Annotated in this window: 20 protein-coding genes; 14 read left to right on the forward strand and 6 right to left on the reverse strand. The window is 45.8% G+C overall.

The genetic code is table 11. From position 1 onward, the window contains the following. The first annotated feature begins 71 nt into the window (after positions 1-71). From R7040_RS19845 to mgtE, 11 genes are all read left to right on the forward strand, one after another. Positions 72-1,037, forward strand: coding sequence for a calcium/sodium antiporter (locus tag R7040_RS19845; protein ID WP_005381102.1), 966 nt, complete (start codon positions 72-74; stop codon positions 1,035-1,037). Between the two features lie 29 nt (positions 1,038-1,066). Then, a complete protein-coding gene (gene kdsD / locus R7040_RS19850) occupies positions 1,067-2,038 on the forward strand; it encodes an arabinose-5-phosphate isomerase KdsD (RefSeq protein ID WP_005381104.1) in 972 nt (323 codons plus the stop codon). A gap of 86 nt (positions 2,039-2,124) precedes the next feature. Then, a complete protein-coding gene (gene lptC, locus R7040_RS19855) occupies positions 2,125-2,688 on the forward strand; it encodes an LPS export ABC transporter periplasmic protein LptC (RefSeq protein WP_005381106.1) in 564 nt (187 codons plus the stop codon). Continuing rightward, positions 2,669-3,163, forward strand: a complete 495-nt coding sequence (gene lptA, locus R7040_RS19860) for a lipopolysaccharide transport periplasmic protein LptA (protein WP_005381109.1) — start codon at positions 2,669-2,671, stop codon at positions 3,161-3,163. The genes lptC and lptA overlap by 20 nt, the downstream gene beginning before the upstream one ends. 1 nt (position 3,164) lies before the next feature. Continuing rightward, positions 3,165-3,890 (forward strand): LPS export ABC transporter ATP-binding protein, encoded by a 726-nt coding sequence (gene lptB, locus R7040_RS19865; protein WP_005381111.1) that lies wholly within the window; start codon positions 3,165-3,167, stop codon positions 3,888-3,890. 50 nt (positions 3,891-3,940) lie between these two features. Continuing rightward, complete coding sequence (locus R7040_RS19870) at positions 3,941-5,410, forward strand: RNA polymerase factor sigma-54 (protein WP_005381112.1); 1,470 nt, start codon at positions 3,941-3,943, stop codon at positions 5,408-5,410. Positions 5,411-5,434: 24 nt separating this feature from the next. Next, complete coding sequence (gene hpf / locus R7040_RS19875; RefSeq protein WP_005381114.1) at positions 5,435-5,722, forward strand: ribosome hibernation promoting factor; 288 nt, start codon at positions 5,435-5,437, stop codon at positions 5,720-5,722. A 2-nt stretch (positions 5,723-5,724) separates the two neighbouring features. After that, entirely contained in the window at positions 5,725-6,171 is a 447-nt protein-coding gene (gene ptsN / locus R7040_RS19880) for a PTS IIA-like nitrogen regulatory protein PtsN (RefSeq protein WP_005381116.1), read from the forward strand. A gap of 14 nt (positions 6,172-6,185) precedes the next feature. Next, on the forward strand, positions 6,186-7,049 hold the full coding sequence (rapZ, locus tag R7040_RS19885) for an RNase adapter RapZ (protein ID WP_054577138.1): 864 nt from the start codon (positions 6,186-6,188) through the stop codon (positions 7,047-7,049). 2 nt (positions 7,050-7,051) lie between these two features. Continuing rightward, positions 7,052-7,327, forward strand: a complete 276-nt coding sequence (locus R7040_RS19890; RefSeq protein WP_064354320.1) for an HPr family phosphocarrier protein — start codon at positions 7,052-7,054, stop codon at positions 7,325-7,327. Positions 7,328-7,475: 148 nt separating this feature from the next. Next, positions 7,476-8,834, forward strand: a complete 1,359-nt coding sequence (gene mgtE, locus R7040_RS19895; RefSeq protein ID WP_005381121.1) for a magnesium transporter — start codon at positions 7,476-7,478, stop codon at positions 8,832-8,834. 64 nt (positions 8,835-8,898) lie between these two features. Here the strand turns inward: mgtE and pmbA are convergent, their stop codons facing one another. Then, on the reverse strand, positions 8,899-10,242 hold the full coding sequence (gene pmbA, locus R7040_RS19900; RefSeq protein ID WP_115386307.1) for a metalloprotease PmbA: 1,344 nt from the start codon (positions 10,240-10,242) through the stop codon (positions 8,899-8,901). Between the two features lie 110 nt (positions 10,243-10,352). Between pmbA and yjgA the strand changes: the two genes are divergently transcribed. After that, entirely contained in the window at positions 10,353-10,880 is a 528-nt protein-coding gene (gene yjgA / locus R7040_RS19905) for a ribosome biogenesis factor YjgA (RefSeq protein ID WP_005381124.1), read from the forward strand. 88 nt (positions 10,881-10,968) lie between these two features. On the opposite strand, the gene R7040_RS19910 is transcribed toward yjgA, so the two are convergent. Both R7040_RS19910 and rluA read right to left on the reverse strand, forming a co-directional pair. Then, entirely contained in the window at positions 10,969-11,931 is a 963-nt protein-coding gene (locus tag R7040_RS19910; protein ID WP_047103625.1) for a D-2-hydroxyacid dehydrogenase, read from the reverse strand. 103 nt (positions 11,932-12,034) lie between these two features. Further along, positions 12,035-12,787: a bifunctional tRNA pseudouridine(32) synthase/23S rRNA pseudouridine(746) synthase RluA gene (gene rluA / locus R7040_RS19915; protein WP_047103628.1), complete on the reverse strand. Its 753-nt coding sequence runs from the start codon at positions 12,785-12,787 to the stop codon at positions 12,035-12,037. A 341-nt stretch (positions 12,788-13,128) separates the two neighbouring features. Between rluA and R7040_RS19920 the strand changes: the two genes are divergently transcribed. Then, on the forward strand, positions 13,129-14,394 hold the full coding sequence (locus R7040_RS19920; protein WP_005381130.1) for an NRAMP family divalent metal transporter: 1,266 nt from the start codon (positions 13,129-13,131) through the stop codon (positions 14,392-14,394). A gap of 108 nt (positions 14,395-14,502) precedes the next feature. On the opposite strand, the gene rapA is transcribed toward R7040_RS19920, so the two are convergent. Further along, positions 14,503-17,412: an RNA polymerase-associated protein RapA gene (gene rapA, locus R7040_RS19925; RefSeq protein WP_005388434.1), complete on the reverse strand. Its 2,910-nt coding sequence runs from the start codon at positions 17,410-17,412 to the stop codon at positions 14,503-14,505. Positions 17,413-17,973: 561 nt separating this feature from the next. Here rapA and R7040_RS19930 point away from each other — a divergent pair. Then, a complete protein-coding gene (locus R7040_RS19930) occupies positions 17,974-19,350 on the forward strand; it encodes a PhoH family protein (protein ID WP_005381133.1) in 1,377 nt (458 codons plus the stop codon). Positions 19,351-19,416: 66 nt separating this feature from the next. Here the strand turns inward: R7040_RS19930 and tldD are convergent, their stop codons facing one another. Together tldD and R7040_RS19940 are read right to left on the reverse strand one after the other, a co-directional pair. Further along, positions 19,417-20,862: a metalloprotease TldD gene (gene tldD / locus R7040_RS19935; RefSeq protein WP_025767609.1), complete on the reverse strand. Its 1,446-nt coding sequence runs from the start codon at positions 20,860-20,862 to the stop codon at positions 19,417-19,419. An 11-nt stretch (positions 20,863-20,873) separates the two neighbouring features. Continuing rightward, on the reverse strand, positions 20,874-21,695 hold the full coding sequence (locus tag R7040_RS19940) for a carbon-nitrogen hydrolase family protein (protein WP_171346115.1): 822 nt from the start codon (positions 21,693-21,695) through the stop codon (positions 20,874-20,876). Positions 21,696-21,726 lie beyond the last annotated feature (31 nt).

Raw genomic sequence — 21,726 nt, forward strand, 5'->3', positions numbered from 1 at the left:
TTCCATTTTAGGCCGCAAAAGGTCAAAATTAGCGGTTATTCATTTTACTTATTTAATACTTAGGAATTCTCATGCTCGAAGCCGTTGCGTTGCTTATAGTCGGTCTTGTTTTGCTTGTTTGGAGTGCAGATAAACTTGTTTTTGGCTCTGCAGCGATAGCCCGCAACGTCGGTATTTCCCCGCTTGTCATCGGCATGACAATCCTTGCGATGGGCTCATCCGCCCCTGAGATGATGGTATCTGCAACCGCTGCTTGGGATGGCAAAACAGATACAGCGGTGGGTAACGTATTAGGCTCCAACATAGCGAACATTGCGTTAATCCTAGGTATTACAGCGCTGATCAAGCCTTTGTCGATTAGCTCCGCCGTCATCCGCCGAGAACTTCCACTCATGATAGCCGTAACCGTACTCGCTGGTATTCTGCTTTGGAATAGCCATCTCGGTTTTTATGAGGGTGTCTTATTGTTTGTACTCTTTGGGGCATTTTTATTTGCTATGTTGCAAATCAGCCGCAAAGAGCAAAAATCAGGTGATGTTTTTCTTGATGACCAAGAGTCAGAGATCCCAGAAGGCGTCAGTAACCCTAAAGCAATCATGTGGGTGGTTATTGGCTTGATACTGCTTCCTTTGGCAGCCAGCATGCTGGTTGATAACGCGGTAATTATTGCTAAACACTTTGGTATGAGCGACCTTGTTATCGGTCTAACTATTATCGCCATTGGCACTAGCCTGCCAGAACTAGCCGCATCACTTGCGGGAGTTTTAAAGGGTGAAGACGACATGGCTGTCGGTAACATTATCGGTTCGAATGTGTTTAACATTCTGGCGGTAATGGGGATTCCTGGCATCATTAATCCATCGGTGCTCAGTGAGTACGCGATGGGACGTGACTTCTGGGTCATGTTAGGCGTTTCATTGTTACTTGTCGCGATGTGTTTGGGTAAATCACGCAGTATTAACCGTATTGAAGGTGCCATCTTGTTTGTGTGCTTCTTAGGTTACCAAGTGTACTTATTCGCAAACATGACCGCTTAATTACCACGATCAATAAGTAGAGATCTGATATGTCCAATCAATTTGATTTTCGCGCTGCTGCTAAACAAGTTCTTGATATCGAAGTTGCTGCTCTGCAAGAGCTAGATACCTACTTTGATGATCAATTTGAAAAAGCGTGTGAACTTATCCTTTCCAACAACGGCAAAGTTGTCGTTATGGGTATTGGCAAGTCAGGCCATATTGGTAACAAGATTGCCGCCACTCTGGCAAGCACTGGGACTTCGGCGTTTTTCGTTCATCCAGGCGAAGCCGCACATGGTGACTTGGGTATGATCAGCCCTGGTGACATCGTGCTGGCAATTTCTAACTCTGGTGAATCAAACGAAATTCTGTCTCTATTTCCAGTATTAAAGCGCCTAAATATTAAGATCATCAGCATGACAGGTAAGCCAGAATCAAATATGGCCAAGCTGTCTGACTTACACCTGCAAATTACGGTACCTCAAGAAGCTTGTCCGTTAGGCCTGGCGCCAACTAGCAGTACGACTGCCACATTAGTGATGGGAGATGCATTAGCCGTAGCTCTGCTTCAAGCTCGTGGTTTTTCTGCCGAAGATTTTGCCCTATCTCACCCAGGTGGTGCACTGGGGAGAAAACTGCTACTTAAGTTGTCTGATATTATGCACTTTGGAGAAGCGTTACCTAAAGTTTCTCCTGACGCATTAATTCGCGATGCCCTGCTTGAAATTTCAGAAAAGGGGTTAGGCATGACAGCCATCGTCGATGAGCACGATGCTATGCTTGGTATATTCACCGATGGTGATTTACGTCGTACCTTAGACAAGCGTATCGATATTCATACGACGGCAATTGGCGAGGTCATGACGACAAACCCAACCACAGCACACCCTGATATGCTGGCGGTTGAAGGTTTGAACTTGATGCAGAATAAAAACATTAACGCTCTGATTTTATGTAAAGACGAAAAAATTGTGGGTGCACTGAACATGCACGATTTACTAAAAGCTGGCGTGATGTAATATCAGCACAAACATTTAAATCATTTATTAGACGAATAAAGGCAATGGTCAGGGAAGTACTGAGCTAAACGATAGGCCTTCATTATATGAGTTTTACTCGCCTTATTTATTTGCTCTTGATCTTCGTTGTAGCGTGGTGCGGTTATTACCTACTAACCCCTAAAGGCAACGACGCAATTCAAGTAGCACCAGATTCTGAACTGCCCATGTTCAGTGGTTCTGGATTAGAAAATATCACCTACGGTGAAGATGGTGTCCGCAGTTACATCATTCGCTCCACTAACTTAGACCATTATGCTAAGAGTGGAGATACTATTTTTAATAACCCGACTTTGATGGTTTACCGTGAAGGTAGCGTCATTGAATGGAAGGTGACTGCCACAAGAGCAGTGTTAGATGAAGACCAAGTTTTGACTTTATATGACAAAGTCTTAATGCAAAACCTTCTGCCTGGTGCAAGTTTTGATACCATGGCAACAGACAAATTGGTCATTAATCTAACCAATCGTGATTTTAAAGCTGACCAACAAGTAATGTTGGTTGGACCACAATTTGAAACTACTGGAGGCGCAATGCAAGGTAACTTAAAACAGCATACTGCGACTCTGACAGATGAAGTTCAAGGTCGATATGAAACCGTTACACCTTAGCCTACTGGCACTGGTATTGGCGGCGCCTCAAGCGCTGGCACTCAAGTCGGATACTCAACAGCCGGTTTACATAAACTCTGACACCCAACAGGTGGATATGAAGAGTAACCAGGTTGTTTTTGAAGGCGATGTATCTCTTAAGCAAGGGAGCATCAATATCGATGCTGATAGAATCGTGGTAACTCGCGATCCTAAAACCGAAGCAATTAAACAGATTCAAGCATTTGGTAAACCTGCGAAGTTTTCTCAGCTGATGGACGATGGTAAAACACTTAGTGGTCAAGCTACGGAGCTGGATTACCGTATTTCTACAGACGAACTGACCATGAAAGGTCAAGCGCAGCTGGCGCAAGACAACAACACCATCAAAGGTTCTTCGATTCGTTACCAAATTGGTAAACAAAAGCTAGTCGCAGATAGCTCTAAGGAAGAGCGCGTTACGACCATTTTGCAACCCAATCAGATAGAGAACTAATATGGCAGTACTGAGTGCGAAAAACTTGGCGAAAAGCTACAAAAAACGCAAAGTCGTCACTGATGTTAGCTTAGAAGTTGAATCTGGTCAGATTGTTGGGCTACTCGGTCCAAACGGCGCGGGTAAAACCACCTCGTTTTACATGATTGTCGGCTTAGTACCTCGTGATGAGGGCACCATTACCATTGACGACAATGACATCAGTATTTTACCGATGCATAGCCGTTCACGCCTTGGCATTGGCTATCTTCCGCAAGAAGCGTCGATTTTCCGTAAGCTTTCAGTAGAAGATAACATCATGGCCGTACTTGAAACTCGTCAAGAAATGACGAGGGAAGAGCGCCAAGATAAACTGGAAGATTTGTTGGAAGAATTCCACATCCAGCACATCAGAACCAGTGCTGGTATGGCACTATCAGGGGGTGAGCGACGCAGGGTGGAAATCGCTCGAGCTTTAGCGGCCAACCCTCAGTTCATTTTATTGGATGAACCTTTCGCTGGTGTTGACCCAATTTCGGTTAATGACATCAAGAAAATCATTGAGCATCTGCGCGATCGTGGTCTCGGAGTGTTAATCACTGACCATAATGTACGTGAAACACTGGACGTATGTGAAAAAGCCTATATCGTGAGCCAAGGGCACCTAATTGCATCGGGAACTCCGGCAGAAGTTCTCAATAATGAACAGGTGAAACAAGTTTATCTCGGCGAACAATTCCGTCTATGATTATATTAGGAACGGTAAGATTCTGAGCATTACAAGGTAAGTAACACTGAATGAAACCTTCATTACAACTCAAGCTAGGTCAGCAGTTAGCCATGACGCCACAGTTGCAGCAAGCGATTCGCTTATTGCAATTGTCGACACTCGATCTTCAACAAGAAATCCAAGAAGCGTTGGACTCAAACCCATTATTGGAAGTTGAAGAAGGCCAAGACGAGCCTCTAGCAAACGGTGAAGATAAGTCAGCGGTCGAGGCTGCTGATAGCAACAGTGCTAGCGAACCAACAGAAATTGACGTTCCAGATAGCTCCGATGTGATAGAGAAATCAGAAATTAGCTCTGAACTTGAAATCGACACGACTTGGGATGACGTCTACAGCGCTAATACTGGTAGCACTGGCTTAGCTCTTGATGATGATATGCCCGTCTACCAAGGCGAAACCACTGAATCGTTACATGATTACCTCATGTGGCAGCTTGACCTAACACCATTCAGTGAAACCGACCGCACGATTGCATTAGCGATTATTGACGCTGTTGACGACTACGGCTATTTAACTTTGTCGCCTGAAGAGATTCATGAGAGCTTCGATAATGAAGAGATAGAGTTAGACGAAGTAGAAGCCGTTCGTAAACGCATTCAACAATTCGATCCTCTTGGAGTTGCATCACGTAACTTACAAGAATGTTTGTTACTGCAACTGACGACCTTCCCAGAAGACACGCCGTGGCTTGCTGAAGCCAAAATGATACTTGCGGATCATATTGATCACCTAGGCAACCGAGACTACAAGCTCGTCATCAAAGAGACTAAGCTGAAAGAAGCCGATCTTCGTGAAGTCTTAAAGCTTATCCAACAGTTAGATCCTCGTCCAGGTAGTCGCATCACTCCTGATGATACCGAGTACGTAATTCCAGACGTATCCGTTTTTAAAGACAATGGCAAATGGACCGTTTCTATAAACCCGGATAGCGTGCCAAAATTAAAAGTAAATCAACAATATGCTCAATTAGGCAAAGGTAATAGCGCGGATAGCCAGTACATCCGCAGCAATTTGCAAGAGGCAAAATGGTTAATTAAGAGCTTAGAGAGTAGAAACGAGACGCTACTCAAAGTTGCAAGATGTATTGTTGAACATCAACAAGATTTCTTCGAGTATGGTGAGGAAGCCATGAAGCCAATGGTACTCAATGATGTCGCTTTGGCTGTGGACATGCATGAATCCACGATTTCTCGTGTAACAACGCAAAAGTTTATGCATACACCACGTGGTATTTTTGAATTGAAGTACTTCTTCTCTAGCCATGTTAGTACTGACAACGGCGGAGAATGTTCGTCAACAGCAATTCGTGCACTCATTAAAAAACTGGTCGCAGCAGAGAATACTGCCAAACCACTGAGTGATAGCAAGATTGCTGCTCTTCTGGCTGACCAAGGGATTCAGGTCGCAAGACGTACGATAGCCAAATATCGCGAATCCTTGGGAATTGCCCCTTCAAGTCAGCGTAAACGCCTATTATAAGGCACTAACTGAAAAGGAAAGTCTATGCAAATCAATATTCAAGGCCATCACGTTGATCTTACCGATTCAATGCAAGACTATGTAAATTCTAAGTTTCAGAAGCTCGAAAGGTTCTTCGACCATATCAATCAAGTGCATGTTGTACTAAAAGTTGAAAAAATTACTCAAATCGCGGAAGCTACGCTTCACATAAATCAAGGCGAAATCCACGCATCAGCCGATGACGAAAATATGTATGCCGCGATCGATTCGCTGGTAGATAAATTGGTTCGCCAACTTAATAAGCACAAAGAAAAACTAAACAGTCATTAATCATGCAACTGAGCGAAATACTGTCATTGGACTGCACCAAAAGTGCGGTCCACTGCACGAGTAAAAAACGCGCCCTTGAAATGATCAGCCGTATCGTGGCTGATCAAACGGGCCAAGATTCTACCGAGCTGTTCGAATGCATGCTCAATAGAGAAAAAATGGGCAGTACCGGTATCGGAAACGGTATTGCGATCCCTCACGCGAGAATGCAATCAAGCGACAAGGCCATTGCTGTCTTACTGCAATGTGATGAAGCAATCGAATTTGATGCGATTGACAATCGACCTGTCGATCTTCTTTTTGCGCTCCTTGTACCAGAAGAACAGTGCAAAGAGCACCTCAAGACTCTATCCTCTATGGCAGAACGTCTGAGCGATAAGCAAGTATTAAAACTACTGCGTAATGCTCAGAGTGATGAAGAACTTTACGACATCATGATTCACCAATAAGCAGGACTAACTCCATGAGACTAATCGTTGTTAGCGGGCACTCAGGTGCCGGTAAAAGTATTGCGCTTCGTGTACTGGAAGACTTAGGTTACTACTGTGTTGATAACCTGCCAGTTAACTTGCTGGACGCATTTGTTCATTCTGTTGCTGACAGCAAACAGAATGTTGCAGTCAGCATTGATATTCGTAATATTCCTAAAAAGCTAAAAGAACTGACGAGTACACTAGAACAGTTAAAAACTGAGCTTGATGTGACCGTGCTTTTCTTGGACGCTAATAAAGAAACGCTACTCAAACGCTACAGCGAAACACGCCGAATTCACCCGTTATCTTTAGGTGGCACCTCCCTCTCGCTCGATCAAGCCATCGAGCGTGAGAAGCAAATTTTGACGCCACTCAAAGCGCATGCAGATCTGGTCCTAAATAGTAGTGGGCAGTCTTTGCATGAATTGAGTGAAACCGTGCGTATGCGCGTTGAAGGCAGAGATCGCAAAGGGCTCGTTATGGTATTTGAGTCTTTTGGTTTTAAATACGGCCTGCCTTCCGATGCCGATTACGTATTCGACGTTCGCTTCTTACCTAACCCACATTGGGAACCAGCACTACGCCCGCTTACAGGTCTGGATGCTCCTATCGCCGCATTTTTAGAGCAACACCAATCGGTGTTAAGTTTGAAATATCAAATTGAAAGCTTTATAGAGAATTGGTTACCTCTGCTTGAGAAAAACAACCGCAGCTACCTGACCGTTGCAATCGGTTGTACTGGTGGTAAGCACCGCTCGGTGTACTTAACTCAGCAAATCGGTGAATACTTCTCCAACAAAGGACACCAAGTACAAATTCGCCATACCTCACTAGAGAAAAACGCTAAGGAGTAGCCGTGGAGTTAAGTCGTAAAGTATTGATTCAAAACCGCCTTGGCTTACATGCTCGTGCAGCAGTCAAACTGGTCGAACTGGCACAGAGCTTTGAAGCGGTCATCACCATCGACAATGAAGAAGACAAAACCGCCACAGCAGACAGCGTAATGGGCCTGTTAATGCTAGAGTCCGCTCAAGGACAATACGTCACGATCCACGCAACGGGTGGGCAAGCGGAAGAAGCACTGGATGCCATTTGCCATTTGATCGAAGATAAATTTGATGAAGGCGAGTAGTTTACTCGCTTTTTTCTTACCTCCCATTATCTTTCTCTTCCCTGACCTAATAAATAAATTTGCTTAGTATCATAAGTTGTTATTAAAAGGCGCCTAGAATTAAGTTATTATTCAACGCATTGTAAATATCAGGAATTGGGAGGAATGAATGGCAGAGCAAATTGAATTCGACCAAGCTCACCAAGCCCTCCAAGAAGTCACAGAAGCGCTAGAAAATGGCCGCTTCGTCCATGTTCGTCGTCAATTGCAGGACATGGAACCTGAGGATATCGCTCACCTTTTAGAAGCCTCCCCACGTAAGAGCCGTGAAGTTCTTTGGCAACTCACCGACCCTGAAGATTATGGTGAAATCCTTGACGAGCTGAACGAAGACGTCAAAGACAGCCTCGTATCCAAAATGGCACCAGAAGCGCTTGCAGAAGCGACAGAAGGCATGGATACCGATGACGTGGCTTACGTACTGCGTAGCTTGCCTGACAACCTGTCACGCGAAGTCCTGTCGCAAATGGACTCCTCTGACCGTCTACGGGTCGAAACCGCCCTATCCTACCCAGAAGACACTGCGGGTGGACTGATGAACACCGACGTCATCACAATTCGTGGTGACGTCGATGTGGACGTAGTTTTGCGTTATCTACGTATGAAAGGCGAGCTTCCAGAAGCTACGGATGCCCTGTATGTGATCGATGAAGAGAGTAAGCTCATCGGTGAACTGCCGATCACGACGCTTATTACCACTCAGCCAGACGTAAAAATCATTGATGTAATGGAAGACGCGGACGAGGCCATCACCGTCGATACTAGCGACTCAGATGTTGCGAGTCTGTTCGAGCGCCGTAATTGGGTATCTGCACCTGTTGTTGATGAAAACTTGCATTTGGTCGGTCGTATCACCATCGATGACGTGGTTGACGTTATTCGTGAAGACGCGGAACACTCGATGATGAGTATGGCGGGTATGGACGATGACGAAGATACTTTCGCGCCTGTTGTAAAATCAGCTCGCAAACGCAGTATCTGGCTTGGCGCTAACGTATTAGCCGCCCTTGCTGCTGCTTCCGTTTCTAATATGTTTGAGGCCACATTAGATCAAATGGCGGCCATTGCAGTATTGATGACGATTGTTCCGTCCATGGGTGGTGTCGCTGGTAACCAAACCGTCGCACTAGTGATTCGTGGTCTTGCTCTTGGTCATATCGGTGACTCAAACAAACGCGAACTGTTAATGAAAGAAGCTTCGATCGGCTTACTCAACGGTATCATGTGGGCGCTGATTATTGGTGGTATTGTTGTTGCTTGGAAAGGTAACTGGATGCTCGGAGGAATCATTTCCGCCGCCATGCTGACCAACTTATTGGTCGCAGGTATTGCAGGAGTAACGATTCCAATCCTATTGAAAAAAATGAACATCGATCCTGCTTTAGCTGGTGGTATGGCATTAACGACGGTGACGGATGTGATTGGTTTATCTGTCTTCTTAGGGCTTGCCACAATACTGATTACCTAACAGAAAAAACGAAAAAGCCTGATGAACACATCAGGCTTTTTTGATTCTGAATTGCTAGAAAAGCTTATTCACCCGCCACTTTCATGGTATCCAGTAGGATAGAGCCCGTTTGGATTTGTGAGCGCGTTTCAATATCACTACCAACCGCCACAATCTTGGTGAACATGTCTTTTAGATTACCTGCGATGGTAATTTCTGATACTGGGTATTGGATTTCACCATTCTCAACCCAGAAGCCTGCGGCACCGCGAGAGTAATCCCCCGTTACCACGTTCACACCTTGTCCCATGACTTCTGTCACTAGAAGACCAGTACCGAGCTCTTTAAGCATTTGTTCGAAGTTTTGGCCTGTCGACTTCACGTACCAGTTATGAATCCCACCAGCGTGACCTGTCGGCGTCATCTTCATTTTACGTGCGGCATAACTGGTTAACAGATAAGTTGCTAGCACACCGTCGGTAATGATCTCACGGTCTTGAGTGTACACACCTTCACTATCGAATGGACTTGATGCCAAACCACGCAATACATGCGGACGTTCTGAGATATTGAACCATTCAGGAAGCACTTGTTTGCCTAGATGGTCAAGTAAGAAAGAAGATTTTCGGTACAGGTTACCACCGCTGATCGCCATAACGAGATGGCCAATCAAGCCTGTCGCAACATCAGCCGCAAACATGATTGGGTATTGACCTGTTTTTAGACGCTGCGCATCTAGGCGGTTAACCGTATTCTCTGCCGCCTTACGACCCACCGTTTCTGGGGTCCATAAGTCATCACGATGACGTGCCACGGTGTAGCTGTAATCACGTTCCATCTCGCCGTTTTGACCAACGCCAATTACACAACAGCTAGTACTATGTCGGCTAGACGCATAACTAGCTAATAAGCCATGGCTATTGCCATACACTTTCACGCCGTAATGACTATCATAACTCGCGCCATCACTTTGTTTGATTGCACTATTATAATTTATCGCCTCTTTTTCTGCTGCAATCGCCACATTGGCAGCATAGTCTGGATCGGGTGCGTCAGGGTGGAAAAGATCAAGCTCAGGGATCTCTTGCACCATGTATTCTTTCGCTGCAGGGCCTGCAAATGGGTCTTCAGATGTGTAATGTGCAATATCTAGCGCCGCTATAACGGTTTGCTCGATTGCAGCTTCACTTAAATCAGACGTGGAAGCACTGCCTTTGCGTTGACCTCGGTAAACGGTAATGCCCAGCGCACCATCGCTGTTGAACTCGACATTTTCTACTTCACCCATACGAGTTGAAACACTTAAACCAGTGCTTTTAGTAATTGCGACTTCGGCGGCGTCAGATTTTGCCGATGCAAGCTTTAAGGCTCTTGCGACGGCTTGCTCTAGCTCGGTACGTTGCTCAGCAACCTGCTGTTTAATATCCATTGTCTTTCACATCTTGTCTTTGATGAACAATAGGATAACAAGAATTTCGCTTTCTCCCCATGATTCTTGTTAAAATAGTCATAATATTAATCAAAACACAGGCAACTGAAATGGCACGTAAGAATCAAAAAGCGCCATGGGAACCAGAAGAAGAGATCATCTGGGTAAGTAAATCCGAGATGAAGCGAGACATGGAAGAACTGCAAAAGCTAGGTGAGGAGCTTGTCGGCCTCAAACCTTCAGTTCTAGAAAAGTTTCCATTGAGCGAAGATTTGCGAGAAGCAATTGCTGACGCGCAACGCTTTAAAAATGAAGCGCGTCGTCGCCAATTACAACGTATCGGTAAATTGATGCGTTACGAAGATCCAGAGCCAATCCAAGCCGCACTGGATAAAATTCGTAATAAGCACTCTCAATTAACGGCGGTATTCCACAAACTTGAAGCGTTGCGTGATCGCGTAGTGGAAGAAGGTGACAAAGCCATTGATGACGTAATGGAAATGTACCCAGAAGCGGATCGTCAGCGTCTACGCCAACTTGCTCGCCAAGCAGCGAAAGAGAAAAAAGCTGGGAAACCAGCAAAAGCGTACCGCGAAATCTTTCAGATCCTTAAAGGTCTAAACGAAGAAGAGTTTTAATTCGAGGGCTCACGCAATGAGCATTCGATTTAAACGCAAAAAGCAGACGTCAATGTCTGCTTTTTTATCTTTGGTTTTACAGTCAGCGTTACACTAAGCGATTAACGCGGTCTCCGCGCTCGAAAGCGTTAATGTTCTCAATCAGGATTTCCGCTAAACGTTGGATAGATGAGTCGCTGCCCCATGCAACATGCGGTGTCAGTAACAAATTAGGTAAACTCATATTGGCAATCAGCGGATTGCTCTCATCAGCCGGTTCTTGTGTAAAAACATCAAAACCAGCCGCTGCAATTTCTTGCTGTTTTAAGGCATCCACCAGCGCGCTCTCATCCACCAAACCTCCACGCCCTGTATTAATCAAAATGGCGTTGGACTTCATTTGTTGCAACTCTGCTTGACCAATTAAATTCTGAGTATGATCGTTGAGCGGGCAATGCAAAGTCAGCGCATCGGAGCGTTTTAATACTTCCTCAAACGGCACATAACCTGGTCTACATTCTGCCGCCCCTTTACGCTCAGAAAACAACACGGTCATTCCTAACGCTTGAGCCAGATTCGCCGTCGCTTGCCCTAGAGCCCCACTACCAACAACACCTAACGTGCTACCACCAATATCCCCGATTGGGTGCGTAAAAAAACAAAACTGCTGGTTACGCTGCCACTCACCTGCGGCAATATCTTGGTGGTACCCAAATAAATTCCGTCTTAAAGCGAATAACATTGCCATCACGTGCTCGGGCACCGAACGCGTCGCGTAACCACGTACATTAGCAACCGCAATATCATGATTAGCACAGTAGTTCACATCGACGTTGTTAAAACCAGTTGCGGCAACGGCGATCATCCGTAATTTTGGTAGTTGCTCTAATACATGTTGGTCAAGCAGGACTTTATTGCTAATCACGATATCGGCATCTGCTAACCTTTCTATTACCTGCTCAGGCGCAGTTAGGTCGTACTCACGCCAGTGGTGCGGAAAGCCAGGTCGTGGGACCTCAATATGTTCTGGGATGGTCGCTCGGTCTAAAAATACGATGCTTGGCAAAGACATAACAACTCCTTGTTCACGGCTGAAAGACAGGATACATCAACCACAGTAACGAAATAGCCAAAAATAGCGAACTAGAAAGAACCGCTGTTGAGTGCAATTGGCATTAAGGGTGTGGCAACGTTTTATAATCAGGCAATGTACGCTCTGGCGAAAAATAGTTAAAGATCATCGCCTCGGCTTCAGGATAAAAGTCACAGGGTACAAAAATACTTCTCAACTGATCCGTAGCTGGGTGATAAAAACTTAGCTCCGCAGCGTGCAACTCTAAACGCTCTGAAAACTGATACGCCTGTTCAGTTGCATAAAACTCATCACCAATAATCGCATGACCAATCGCCATCAAATGCACGCGTAACTGATGCGATCGACCAGTAATGGGCAGTAGTCGCACAACGGTCGTATGAGTGCCATCAGGGTGCACTTCACGCTTCACTACTTGGAATAAAGTTTGAGATGGTTTGCCGTCGTCAAAACATACTTTTTGTCGTGGACGATTTGGCCAATCACAAATTAATGGAAGATCAATATTCCCTTCTTGCGGCTCAACATGCCCCCAAACACGTGCGTAATACACCTTGTGAGTGAGGCGATATTGGAACTGCTTTTTTAATGCTCGCTCCGCGGGTTTGTTTTTCGCCAGCAACATCAACCCTGATGTCGACATATCCAAGCGATGCACAACTTGAATTTCTGGATACAACTCTTTGAGGCGGCTCCACATGCTGTCGTAATGCTCTGCAAGGCGACCAGGGACAGACAGCAGCCCTGATGGCTTATTCACTGCCAGAATGTCGTCATCCTCAAAAACGATATCAACCCAAGGGTCGGTGGGAGGGGTATATTCAAGCATTGCCATGGGAGATCTCTACAAAATAAAAACGCCGCGATTATATACCCAAATAGCACCCGATGCAGGATTCTGAAGAAAAGTTCAACCCAATAAAACAAAGTCAATCCTTTAGCATAAAAACTAAAAATAGCACGTTGTAAATTTAGTTTGACAACAAGACGCATAACTGAATAGAGTGCTAGATGCACACAGCATGATATTCGCAAAGAATACTTAAAATAAATACATCAAAACACAGCATTTAAAAGACATTACCGTTGCGCAGTATAGGGCGATCGCTCAGCTTGTCATGTACTGCGGTATGTATCTCTTTAGAAAGATACATAAGATAAAAAGGACAATAAGCAATGGACTCCGCCGTTATAGATAAACCCCAATCCAAACTTTCCTTATTTTTTCGTTCGCTAGGCCCCGGCATATTAATGGCATCTGCTGCGGTCGGTGGCTCTCACCTCGTGGCATCAACCAAGGCTGGTGCGATTTATGGTTGGCAATTGGCTGCACTGATTCTGCTCGTAAACCTGTTTAAATACCCTTTTTTCCGAGCGGGCGTACAGTACACCATGGGGACAGGGCTCACCTTGGTTGAGGGCTACGCGAAATTAGGTCGGCCTTATCTATGGCTATTTCTATTTCTTAGCGTGGTATCGGCCGTCATCAATACCGCCGCTTTGTTGATGTTTAGCGCTAGCTTGCTGGGCTACTTCATTCCGTTTTCACTATCAATGGCATCACTCAGCATCATTGTGATTGTCACCTGCCTGATCATATTATTTGCTGGCCATTACAAAGCGCTCGATACGCTATCTAAGGTGATCATGTCGGTGTTAACCATCGCGACTTTACTCGCTGTTTCTATCGCCTTTGGTAACCCTGTTGAGCAAGTAGCCAACTTCGAGCCGCCGTCACCTTGGTCTATTGCGGCTATTGGTTTTATCGTCGTGACAATGGGGTGGATGCCTGCACCGATAGAGATCTCCTGTTTAACCTCAGCGTGGCTAAAACGCCAATCAAGCCAGCAAGAAGTAACATACCGCTCTGCTCTATTTGACTTTAATGTCGGTTATATTGGCACGGCGTTTCTTGCCATTATCTTTGTATCGCTAGGCTCTTTGATGCTTTATGGTTCTGGCGTTGCGCTTGAAAGCTCTGGCGTTGGCTTCTCCCACCAATTGGTTGGCTTATATGCGGCAACGATTGGCGAATGGTCTCGTTACTTGATCGCGGTAATTGCGTTTTTCTGTATCTTTGGCAGCACGATTACCGTTATTGATGGCTATTCGCGCGTTATTTCGGATTCTCAACGCTTACTGCGCTCGCAACCAGACACTAACCCTAAAACCACTTCAGCGATCATGCTGGTAGTCTCCTTACTTGCATTGGGTATTGTGGTTTTCTGGGCTTCTGCGTTATTGCCTATGCTGAACTTTGCGATGATCCTCGCCTTTATGACCACGCCATTCTTTGCTCTGCTAAATTACACATTAGTGAGCAAAACTGAGTTACCTGAGCCTTTGGCTGTTGGACCTAAACTAAAGTGGTTATCGATTGCAGGCCTGATTTACTTGTTTGGCTTCTTGGCTGTATTTATCTGGTGGAAGTGGTTGATGTAAATGAGATAGCTATCAGTGATTAATGCATTCCGCTTAAAGAAACTAAACCGTAAATAAAGAAAAAGGTCTTCAACTGAAGACCTTTTTTAATGAGCAATAAATACTTACTTAGTTGTGGCTCACCACAATCAAACGCAGCGAGTCGAGCTGAACCTGAGCTTGGTTGATGTAACCAGTGAGCTCTTTAATTTGTGCGTCGATAGCTTCAATTTCTTCGTCACGAATATTTGGGTTCACCGCTTTCAGTGCTTGCAAACGCTCAAGCTCTGCATTCAAACTGTGCTGCATATCTTGATGAGCTTGTTTGCGTACTTCTTCGACCTTCTCTTCAATAAGAACATCACCGGCTTCAATTAAGCGGTGTACGTCTTTCTGTACCGACGTAACCAACTTGCTACCTAAGTGACGGTTTACAGGGCTGAGCTGGCGGTTAAAGCTTTCAAACTCCACTTGAGCAGACAAATCATTACCACGCGAGTCCATCATTAAACGGATTGGCGTTTTCGGTAAGAAGCGCGCGATACCACTGCGTTTTGGCGCTTGCGCATCTACCGCGTAAATCAACTCAAGAAGAATAGTCCCGACTGGTAACGCTTTGTTTTTCAATAGAGATACCGCAGACGTCCCCACCCCTTCACTCATAAGAAGATCGATACCACCCTGGATCATTGGGTGTTCCCAACTGATAAAGTGCATATCTTCACGAGATAAAGCCGTATCACGATCAAACGTGATCGTCGCTCCTTCGTATGGCAGACCTGGGTAGCTTGGCACCATCATGTGCTCAGATGGGGTCACAATCAGGGCGTTTTCACCTTTATCGTCTTGATTCAAGCCAATCGTGTCAAAAAGAGAAAGTGCGAAGGTGACCAGATTGGTATCGCCGTCAGTTGATTCAATTTTCTCAACGATTTGTTGTGCTTTTTCCCCGCCATTTGAATGCATTTCTAATAGGCGATCACGGCCTTGCTCCAATTGGGATTTCAGCTCTTTATTCATTTTTGCTGACGCTTCAATGATCTCATCTAGCGTGCTGGTATCACCAGAGGCAAGAATTTCAATCAGATCATCGGAGTACTTATCGTAAACAGCACGGCCTGTTGGGCAGGTTTCCGCAAAAGCGTTCAGGCCTTCATCGAACCAACGTGCTAGGATCGCTTGCGATGTGCCTTTCAGGTAAGGAACATGAATGTCGATATCGCGATTTTGACCGATACGGTCCAAACGACCAATACGTTGCTCAAGCAAGTCTGGGTTAAATGGCAAGTCGAACATGACAAGTTGGTTGGCAAACTGGAAGTTACGACCTTCAGAGCCGATTTCGCTACAGATAAGAACTTGTGCTCCACCTTCTTCTTGCGCAAAGTAAGCCGCCGCTTTGTCACGTTCAAGAATCGACATACCTTCGTGGAAAACGGTGGCGCGGATACCTTCACGCTCACGCAGTGCTTGCTCCAATTGCAGTGCGGTACTCGCACGAGAAGCAATCACGAGGATTTTCTCGCTGCGCTTCTCTTTTACTTTTTCAAGCAACCAATTCACACGCGAGTCAAACTGCCACCAGCTCGCGTCATCGCCTTCAAATTCTTGGAAAATTTCTTCCGGGTAAAGGTTCTTCATCGCACGTGCTTCAGAACTCATCTTACCGCCAATCATTCCAGCAACACGCATTGATGTAGTGTATTGCGGTGGAATATCCATTGGCATCAGATGCACGTTACGCGTAGGGAAGCCTTTGATGGCCGCGCGCGTGTTACGGAACAAAACACGCCCTGTACCATGACGATCCATCAAGTTATCGATCAGCTCTTGGCGTGCCGACGCTTTAGCTTCTTCGTCCGCTTCACTTTCAATAATACGGAAAAGTGGTTCTACGTCTTGTTCAGACAACAACTCAGTGATCTGGTTTTTTGCTTCATTAGGTAGCTTTTCACCGGAAAAGAGTGAAGTAATCGCATCTGCTACGGGCGCGTATTGCTCTTCTTCCTCAACGAATGCTTCGTAATCATAGAAGCGGTCTGGATCCAACAAACGCAGACGAGCAAAGTGACTCTCACGACCAAGCTGCTCTGGCGTTGCAGTCAGTAGCAACACACCTGGAGTACGTTCAGCCAAGCCTTCTACCACTTGGTATTCACGGCTCGGTTTATCTTGGCTCCATTCAAGGTGATGCGCTTCATCGACAACCAGTAGGTCCCATTCACCTTCCAGTGCTTGTTCAAAACGCTTGCGGCTCTTGCGTAGGAAATCCAAAGAACACAGCACATATTGCTGAGTATCAAATGGGTTTTCTGCATCCGCAAACGCTTCGATACAGCGCTCTTCGTCAAAGATAGAGAAATGCAGATTGAAACGACGCATCATCTCAACCAGCCATTGATGCTGCAGTGTTTCAGGCACCACAATCAAAATGCGTTCGGCACGACCAGACAGAACTTGTTGGTGGATGATCATACCCGCTTCAATGGTTTTACCCAAACCTACCTCATCCGCCAACAAGACGCGTGGCGCGTGACGACGGCCAACTTCGTGCGCGATGTAAAGCTGATGAGGGATCAAACCTGCACGCATACCGCATAGGCCACGCATTGGGCTCTTATGCTGCTCAAACTGGTTGGTTAGCGCACGGTAACGCAGAACAAAGTTGTCCATACGGTCGATTTGACCGGCGTACAACTTATCTTGAGGTTTGTTAAAACGAATTTGGTTGCTAAGGAAAATCTCACGCAGAACAACAGCGGTTTCTTGCGTGTCTTCACGAGTACCGAAATAGGTGTAAAGACCTTCATCTTCCAGTACTTCTTCTACTTTTAGAGACCAACCTTCTTGGCAATCGATGACATCCCCAACATTAAAGGTGACTCGGGTAACAGGTGCATCGTTACGTGCGTAAACTCGGTTTTCCTCTGACGCTGCAAACATCAATGTCACAGTACGAGCATCCATTGCTACAACGGTACCTAAACCTAAATCGCTTTCCGTATCGCTAATCCAGCGCTGCCCCAAAGCAAATGTCATGAATTGACTACCTCGTTATTAGTTCTTGATTCGTATTTCTTGTTGGTCTACTCATGCCCGTAGGCACGGATAATAGTTTAGATCTGATTCTGGCTTCTGCTATGCCGATAGCATTCGTCATTCCAGTATGAACTGAGTATTTTTTAAGCCAGCTCAACATGATAAATCGGACGTAGCCTATACGCAGAAAAAGGTCGCTAATCTTACTTGAAGCTGTGATTTAGGTCACGCCGAAACCGCACCAAGCAGAAACTTTTTTTCCCAAACTCTAAATGCAATCAAATTGTAAAATACTCATGCCAATTATTAAGTTGTAGAACGTAAATATTACGTATACTTCTAATGAGGGGCGTTTAAAACCATTGCATATGATTTAAGCGCGTTAGTACACGATTAGGATCAACACGGGTTTGCAGTAAGTTGTCTTGCTACTCGGTTGCACACTAGCCGACATCAGCCCGACAACCTCTATTGCAAGCAATCAGAGTTAGGTCACTTCACACCTATTTGGAAACGACCTAACAACTCGCATGCAGAGCCGTACTACGGCAAGGAGACGCTATGGGCGATACCGATCGGAAACTGTTTGTACTCGATACCAACATTCTTCTTCATGAACCCTTTGCCATCTTCTCTTTCCAAGAACACGATGTCGTTATCCCCATGACCGTGTTGGAAGAACTCGACCGAATCAAAGACAGTAAGCGCGACGTTGCAAGAGATGCGCGCGTGGCTATTCGCACCTTGGAAGATTTGTTTAAAGAAGCAACGCCAGATGAAATCTCTGAAGGCATTCCTGTTTCTAAAGACAACCCCGACCAAGGTACTATTTCCATTTTGGCGGATTTTGAACTGCAGGAAACTGTCAAAGCCTTCGCCGACAAAGCCGGTGACAACCGTATTCTCAACGCGGTGCTTTATCTGCAAAATAAACGTGCACCACGTGAAGTGGTACTGATCACGAAAGACATCAACATGCGTCTGCGAGCCAAAGGGGCTGGTGTACGCTTTGTTGAGGACTATAGAACCGACCAACTGATTGACGACATTCAATACCTAACCAAAGGCTTTCAATTGCGTGAAGGTGATTTCTGGAGCGGTATTGAGGAAGTAGAAAGCTATGCTCTGGGCGGAAAAACTTACCACAAACTCAGTCGCGAACCCTTCGACCCAACCTTTATCAACCAATACGTTATTGATGAAGACAGTGACTTTGCTGGTCGCGTAGAAACCATCAATGAAGACAAGCTAACGCTTCTCGACCTGAGCCGCGAACGTCTAATGCATCGTAAGGCTTGGGACATCACACCTAAAAATATCTACCAGGGAATGGCGTTAGATGCCTTACTCGATCCAGAAATTGACTTGGTGATTCTAACGGGTGCGGCGGGTAGTGGTAAGACATTACTGGCAATGGCAGCAGCATTGGAGCAAACCATTGAAAAAAGCATGTTCGATAAAATTATCGTAACACGTAACACGCCAGATATCGGTGAATCCATCGGCTTCTTACCCGGCTCCGAAGAGGAGAAAATGATGCCGTGGTTAGCGGCGGTGACCGATACCTTGGAAGCACTACATAAACACGATCACTGCACTGAAGGCTCATTGAAGTACATCTGCGATAAAGCCAACATTCAATTTAAATCGATCAACTTTATGCGTGGCCGTTCGATTCAAAATGCGTTTGTACTGCTTGATGAGTGTCAAAACCTCACTGCATCACAAATCAAAACCATCATTACCCGCTGTGGCGAAGGAACCAAAATCGTCTGCTCCGGTAACTTGGCGCAGATTGACTCTCATTACCTCACCCCAGTGACATCAGGATTGACGTACATGGTTGAGCGCTTCAAGAACTTTGAAGGCAGCGCAAATATTCACCTCAACGGCGTGGTTCGTAGCCGCTTGGCGGAATTTGCTGAAGAAAACCTGTAATTGACACCGACTCACAAAGCAAAAGAGCGCTCTAATGAGCGCTCTTTTTATAACGATTCGACTGAGTTACTCAGTGCCACCCACTGTCAGTGAGTCCAGCTTCAAGGTCGGCTGACCAACACCAACCGGCACACTTTGACCTGCTTTACCACATACGCCAACGCCCTTGTCGATACTTAAGTCGTTACCGACCATAGACACTTGCTGCATTGCTTCGATACCTGAGCCAATCAACGTCGCACCTTTAACAGGGCGCGTAATTTTACCGTTTTCAATCAAGTACGCTTCCGATGCAGAGAACACAAACTTACCCGAAGTAATGTCCACCTGGCCGCCACCAAAGTTTGGCGCATACAACCCTTTCTCGACCGTCGAGATAATTTCTTCTGGCGTATGTTCACCTGGAAGCATGTAGGTGTTGGTCATACGAGGCATTGGCAAGTGTGCATACGATTCACGACGACCATTACCTGTTGGGTTCACACCCATTAACCGCGCGTTTAGCTTGTCTTGCATGTAACCTTTCAGCACACCATTTTCGATAAGCGTGTTGTACTGGCCGTTTACCCCTTCATCATCCACATTCAATGAACCACGAAGGTCTTTTAACGTGCCATCATCGACGATGGTACATAGTGAAGACGTCACTTGTTGACCCATTTTGCCAGAGAAAACCGAAGATTCCTTCCGGTTAAAATCACCTTCTAGGCCATGACCTACCGCTTCGTGTAGCAACACGCCAGGCCAGCCAGAACCCAATACCACTGGCATCATGCCAGCTGGTGCTGCTTCTGCTTCAAGGTTGATTAACGCCATGCGAATCGCTTCGTCTGCGTAATGAAAAGCTTGTTTCACACCATTGCTTTCCGTTAAAAAGAAATCGTAACCGAAACGGCCGCCGCCACCAGCGCTACCGCGTTCACGTCGTTCACCTTTTTGTGCAAGCACACTAATAGACAAACGCACCAAAGGACGAATATCGCCTGCATAAGTACCGTCTGTTGCCGCAACAAGCATCTGCTCATGCACACCGCTGATGCTGATCGAGACTTCTTTAATCAATGGTTCTTTAGTGCGGATGTAAGCATCTAGAGATTTGAGCAATTCTGTTTTTTGCTGCTTTTCCCATTCAGCTAGTGGATTCACAGCGGCGTAGTACGCTTGGTTTTCGGTGCGTTTAAACGCTTGGACTTTACCATTCTGCCCTTGCTGAGCAATACCGCGCGCCGCGATTGCACTCTGCTTCAGGCCTTCAGGCTGGATTTGATCAGAGTAGGCAAAGCCGGTTTTCTCGCCAGTTACTGCACGGACACCAACACCACAATCAATGTTAAAAGAGCCATCTTTGATGATGCTATCTTCTAGAACCAGAGACTCATGCCAGCTGGACTGAAAGTAAATGTCCGCATAATCGATCTGGCGCGTCGCAATGCTGGCAAGCGTGTCAGCAATGTCTTGTTCTGTCAGACCATTTGGGGCAAGGAGTGCCTGTTCTATTTGGTTTGTGCTCATAGTTAGCTCTTTTATTTCCGTCTCAATTCATTTTGAAAGCGACTGTGTTGAGTCAGCGGCATATTCTGCCTTACTTGTTGGCTTTGTGACAAATCTATCTCTGTCACCAATAAGCCTACTTCATCCTGAAGCTGTTTATGGATACGTCCCCAAGGGTCAACGACCATTGAGTGTCCCCATGTTTTTCGTCCACATGGATGCGTTCCAGTTTGTCCGCTTGCCAAAATCCAACATTGTGTCTCAATCGCTCTAGATCGCAATAATACTTCCCAGTGAGCTTGCCCCGTCACAGCGGTAAACGCAGCGGGCACCACAATGATATCCGCCCCTTCTTGACGCAATACTTTATAAAGTTCTGGGAAACGTAAATCATAACAAATACTCAATCCAACACTGCCGATATCAGTTTCCGCAACGACTATTTGATTACCCGCCATAAACGTATCCGACTCACGATAACTACCATAACCATCGGCTACGTCGACATCAAACATATGCAGTTTGTCATAGTGAGCAATGCATTTACCGTGCGGCGGAAATACCAGTGTTGTGGTGGTGACACCTTTTGCGGTTTGAATGGGCATGCTTCCGACAATCAGCGTTAACTGGTTCTTTCTAGCGATTTCACAGAGCCGCTGTTGAATCATGCCACTGCCAAGTGGCTCTGCATGTTGATGATAAGCTTCGCGACTGGAAAATAGCACTGTATTTTCAGGAGTAAGAACAAGTTTGGCACCTTGCTTGCTCGCTAAAGCACACTGTTTTTCAATGAAGTCCAAATTCGCGTTAATATCCGGACCCGAAGTCATTTGAATAATGCCAACACGCTCCATGTGTTTCCTCCCTATTCCATTATATTCGGTG

This window comes from Vibrio sp. 1069 (genome assembly GCF_033340555.1).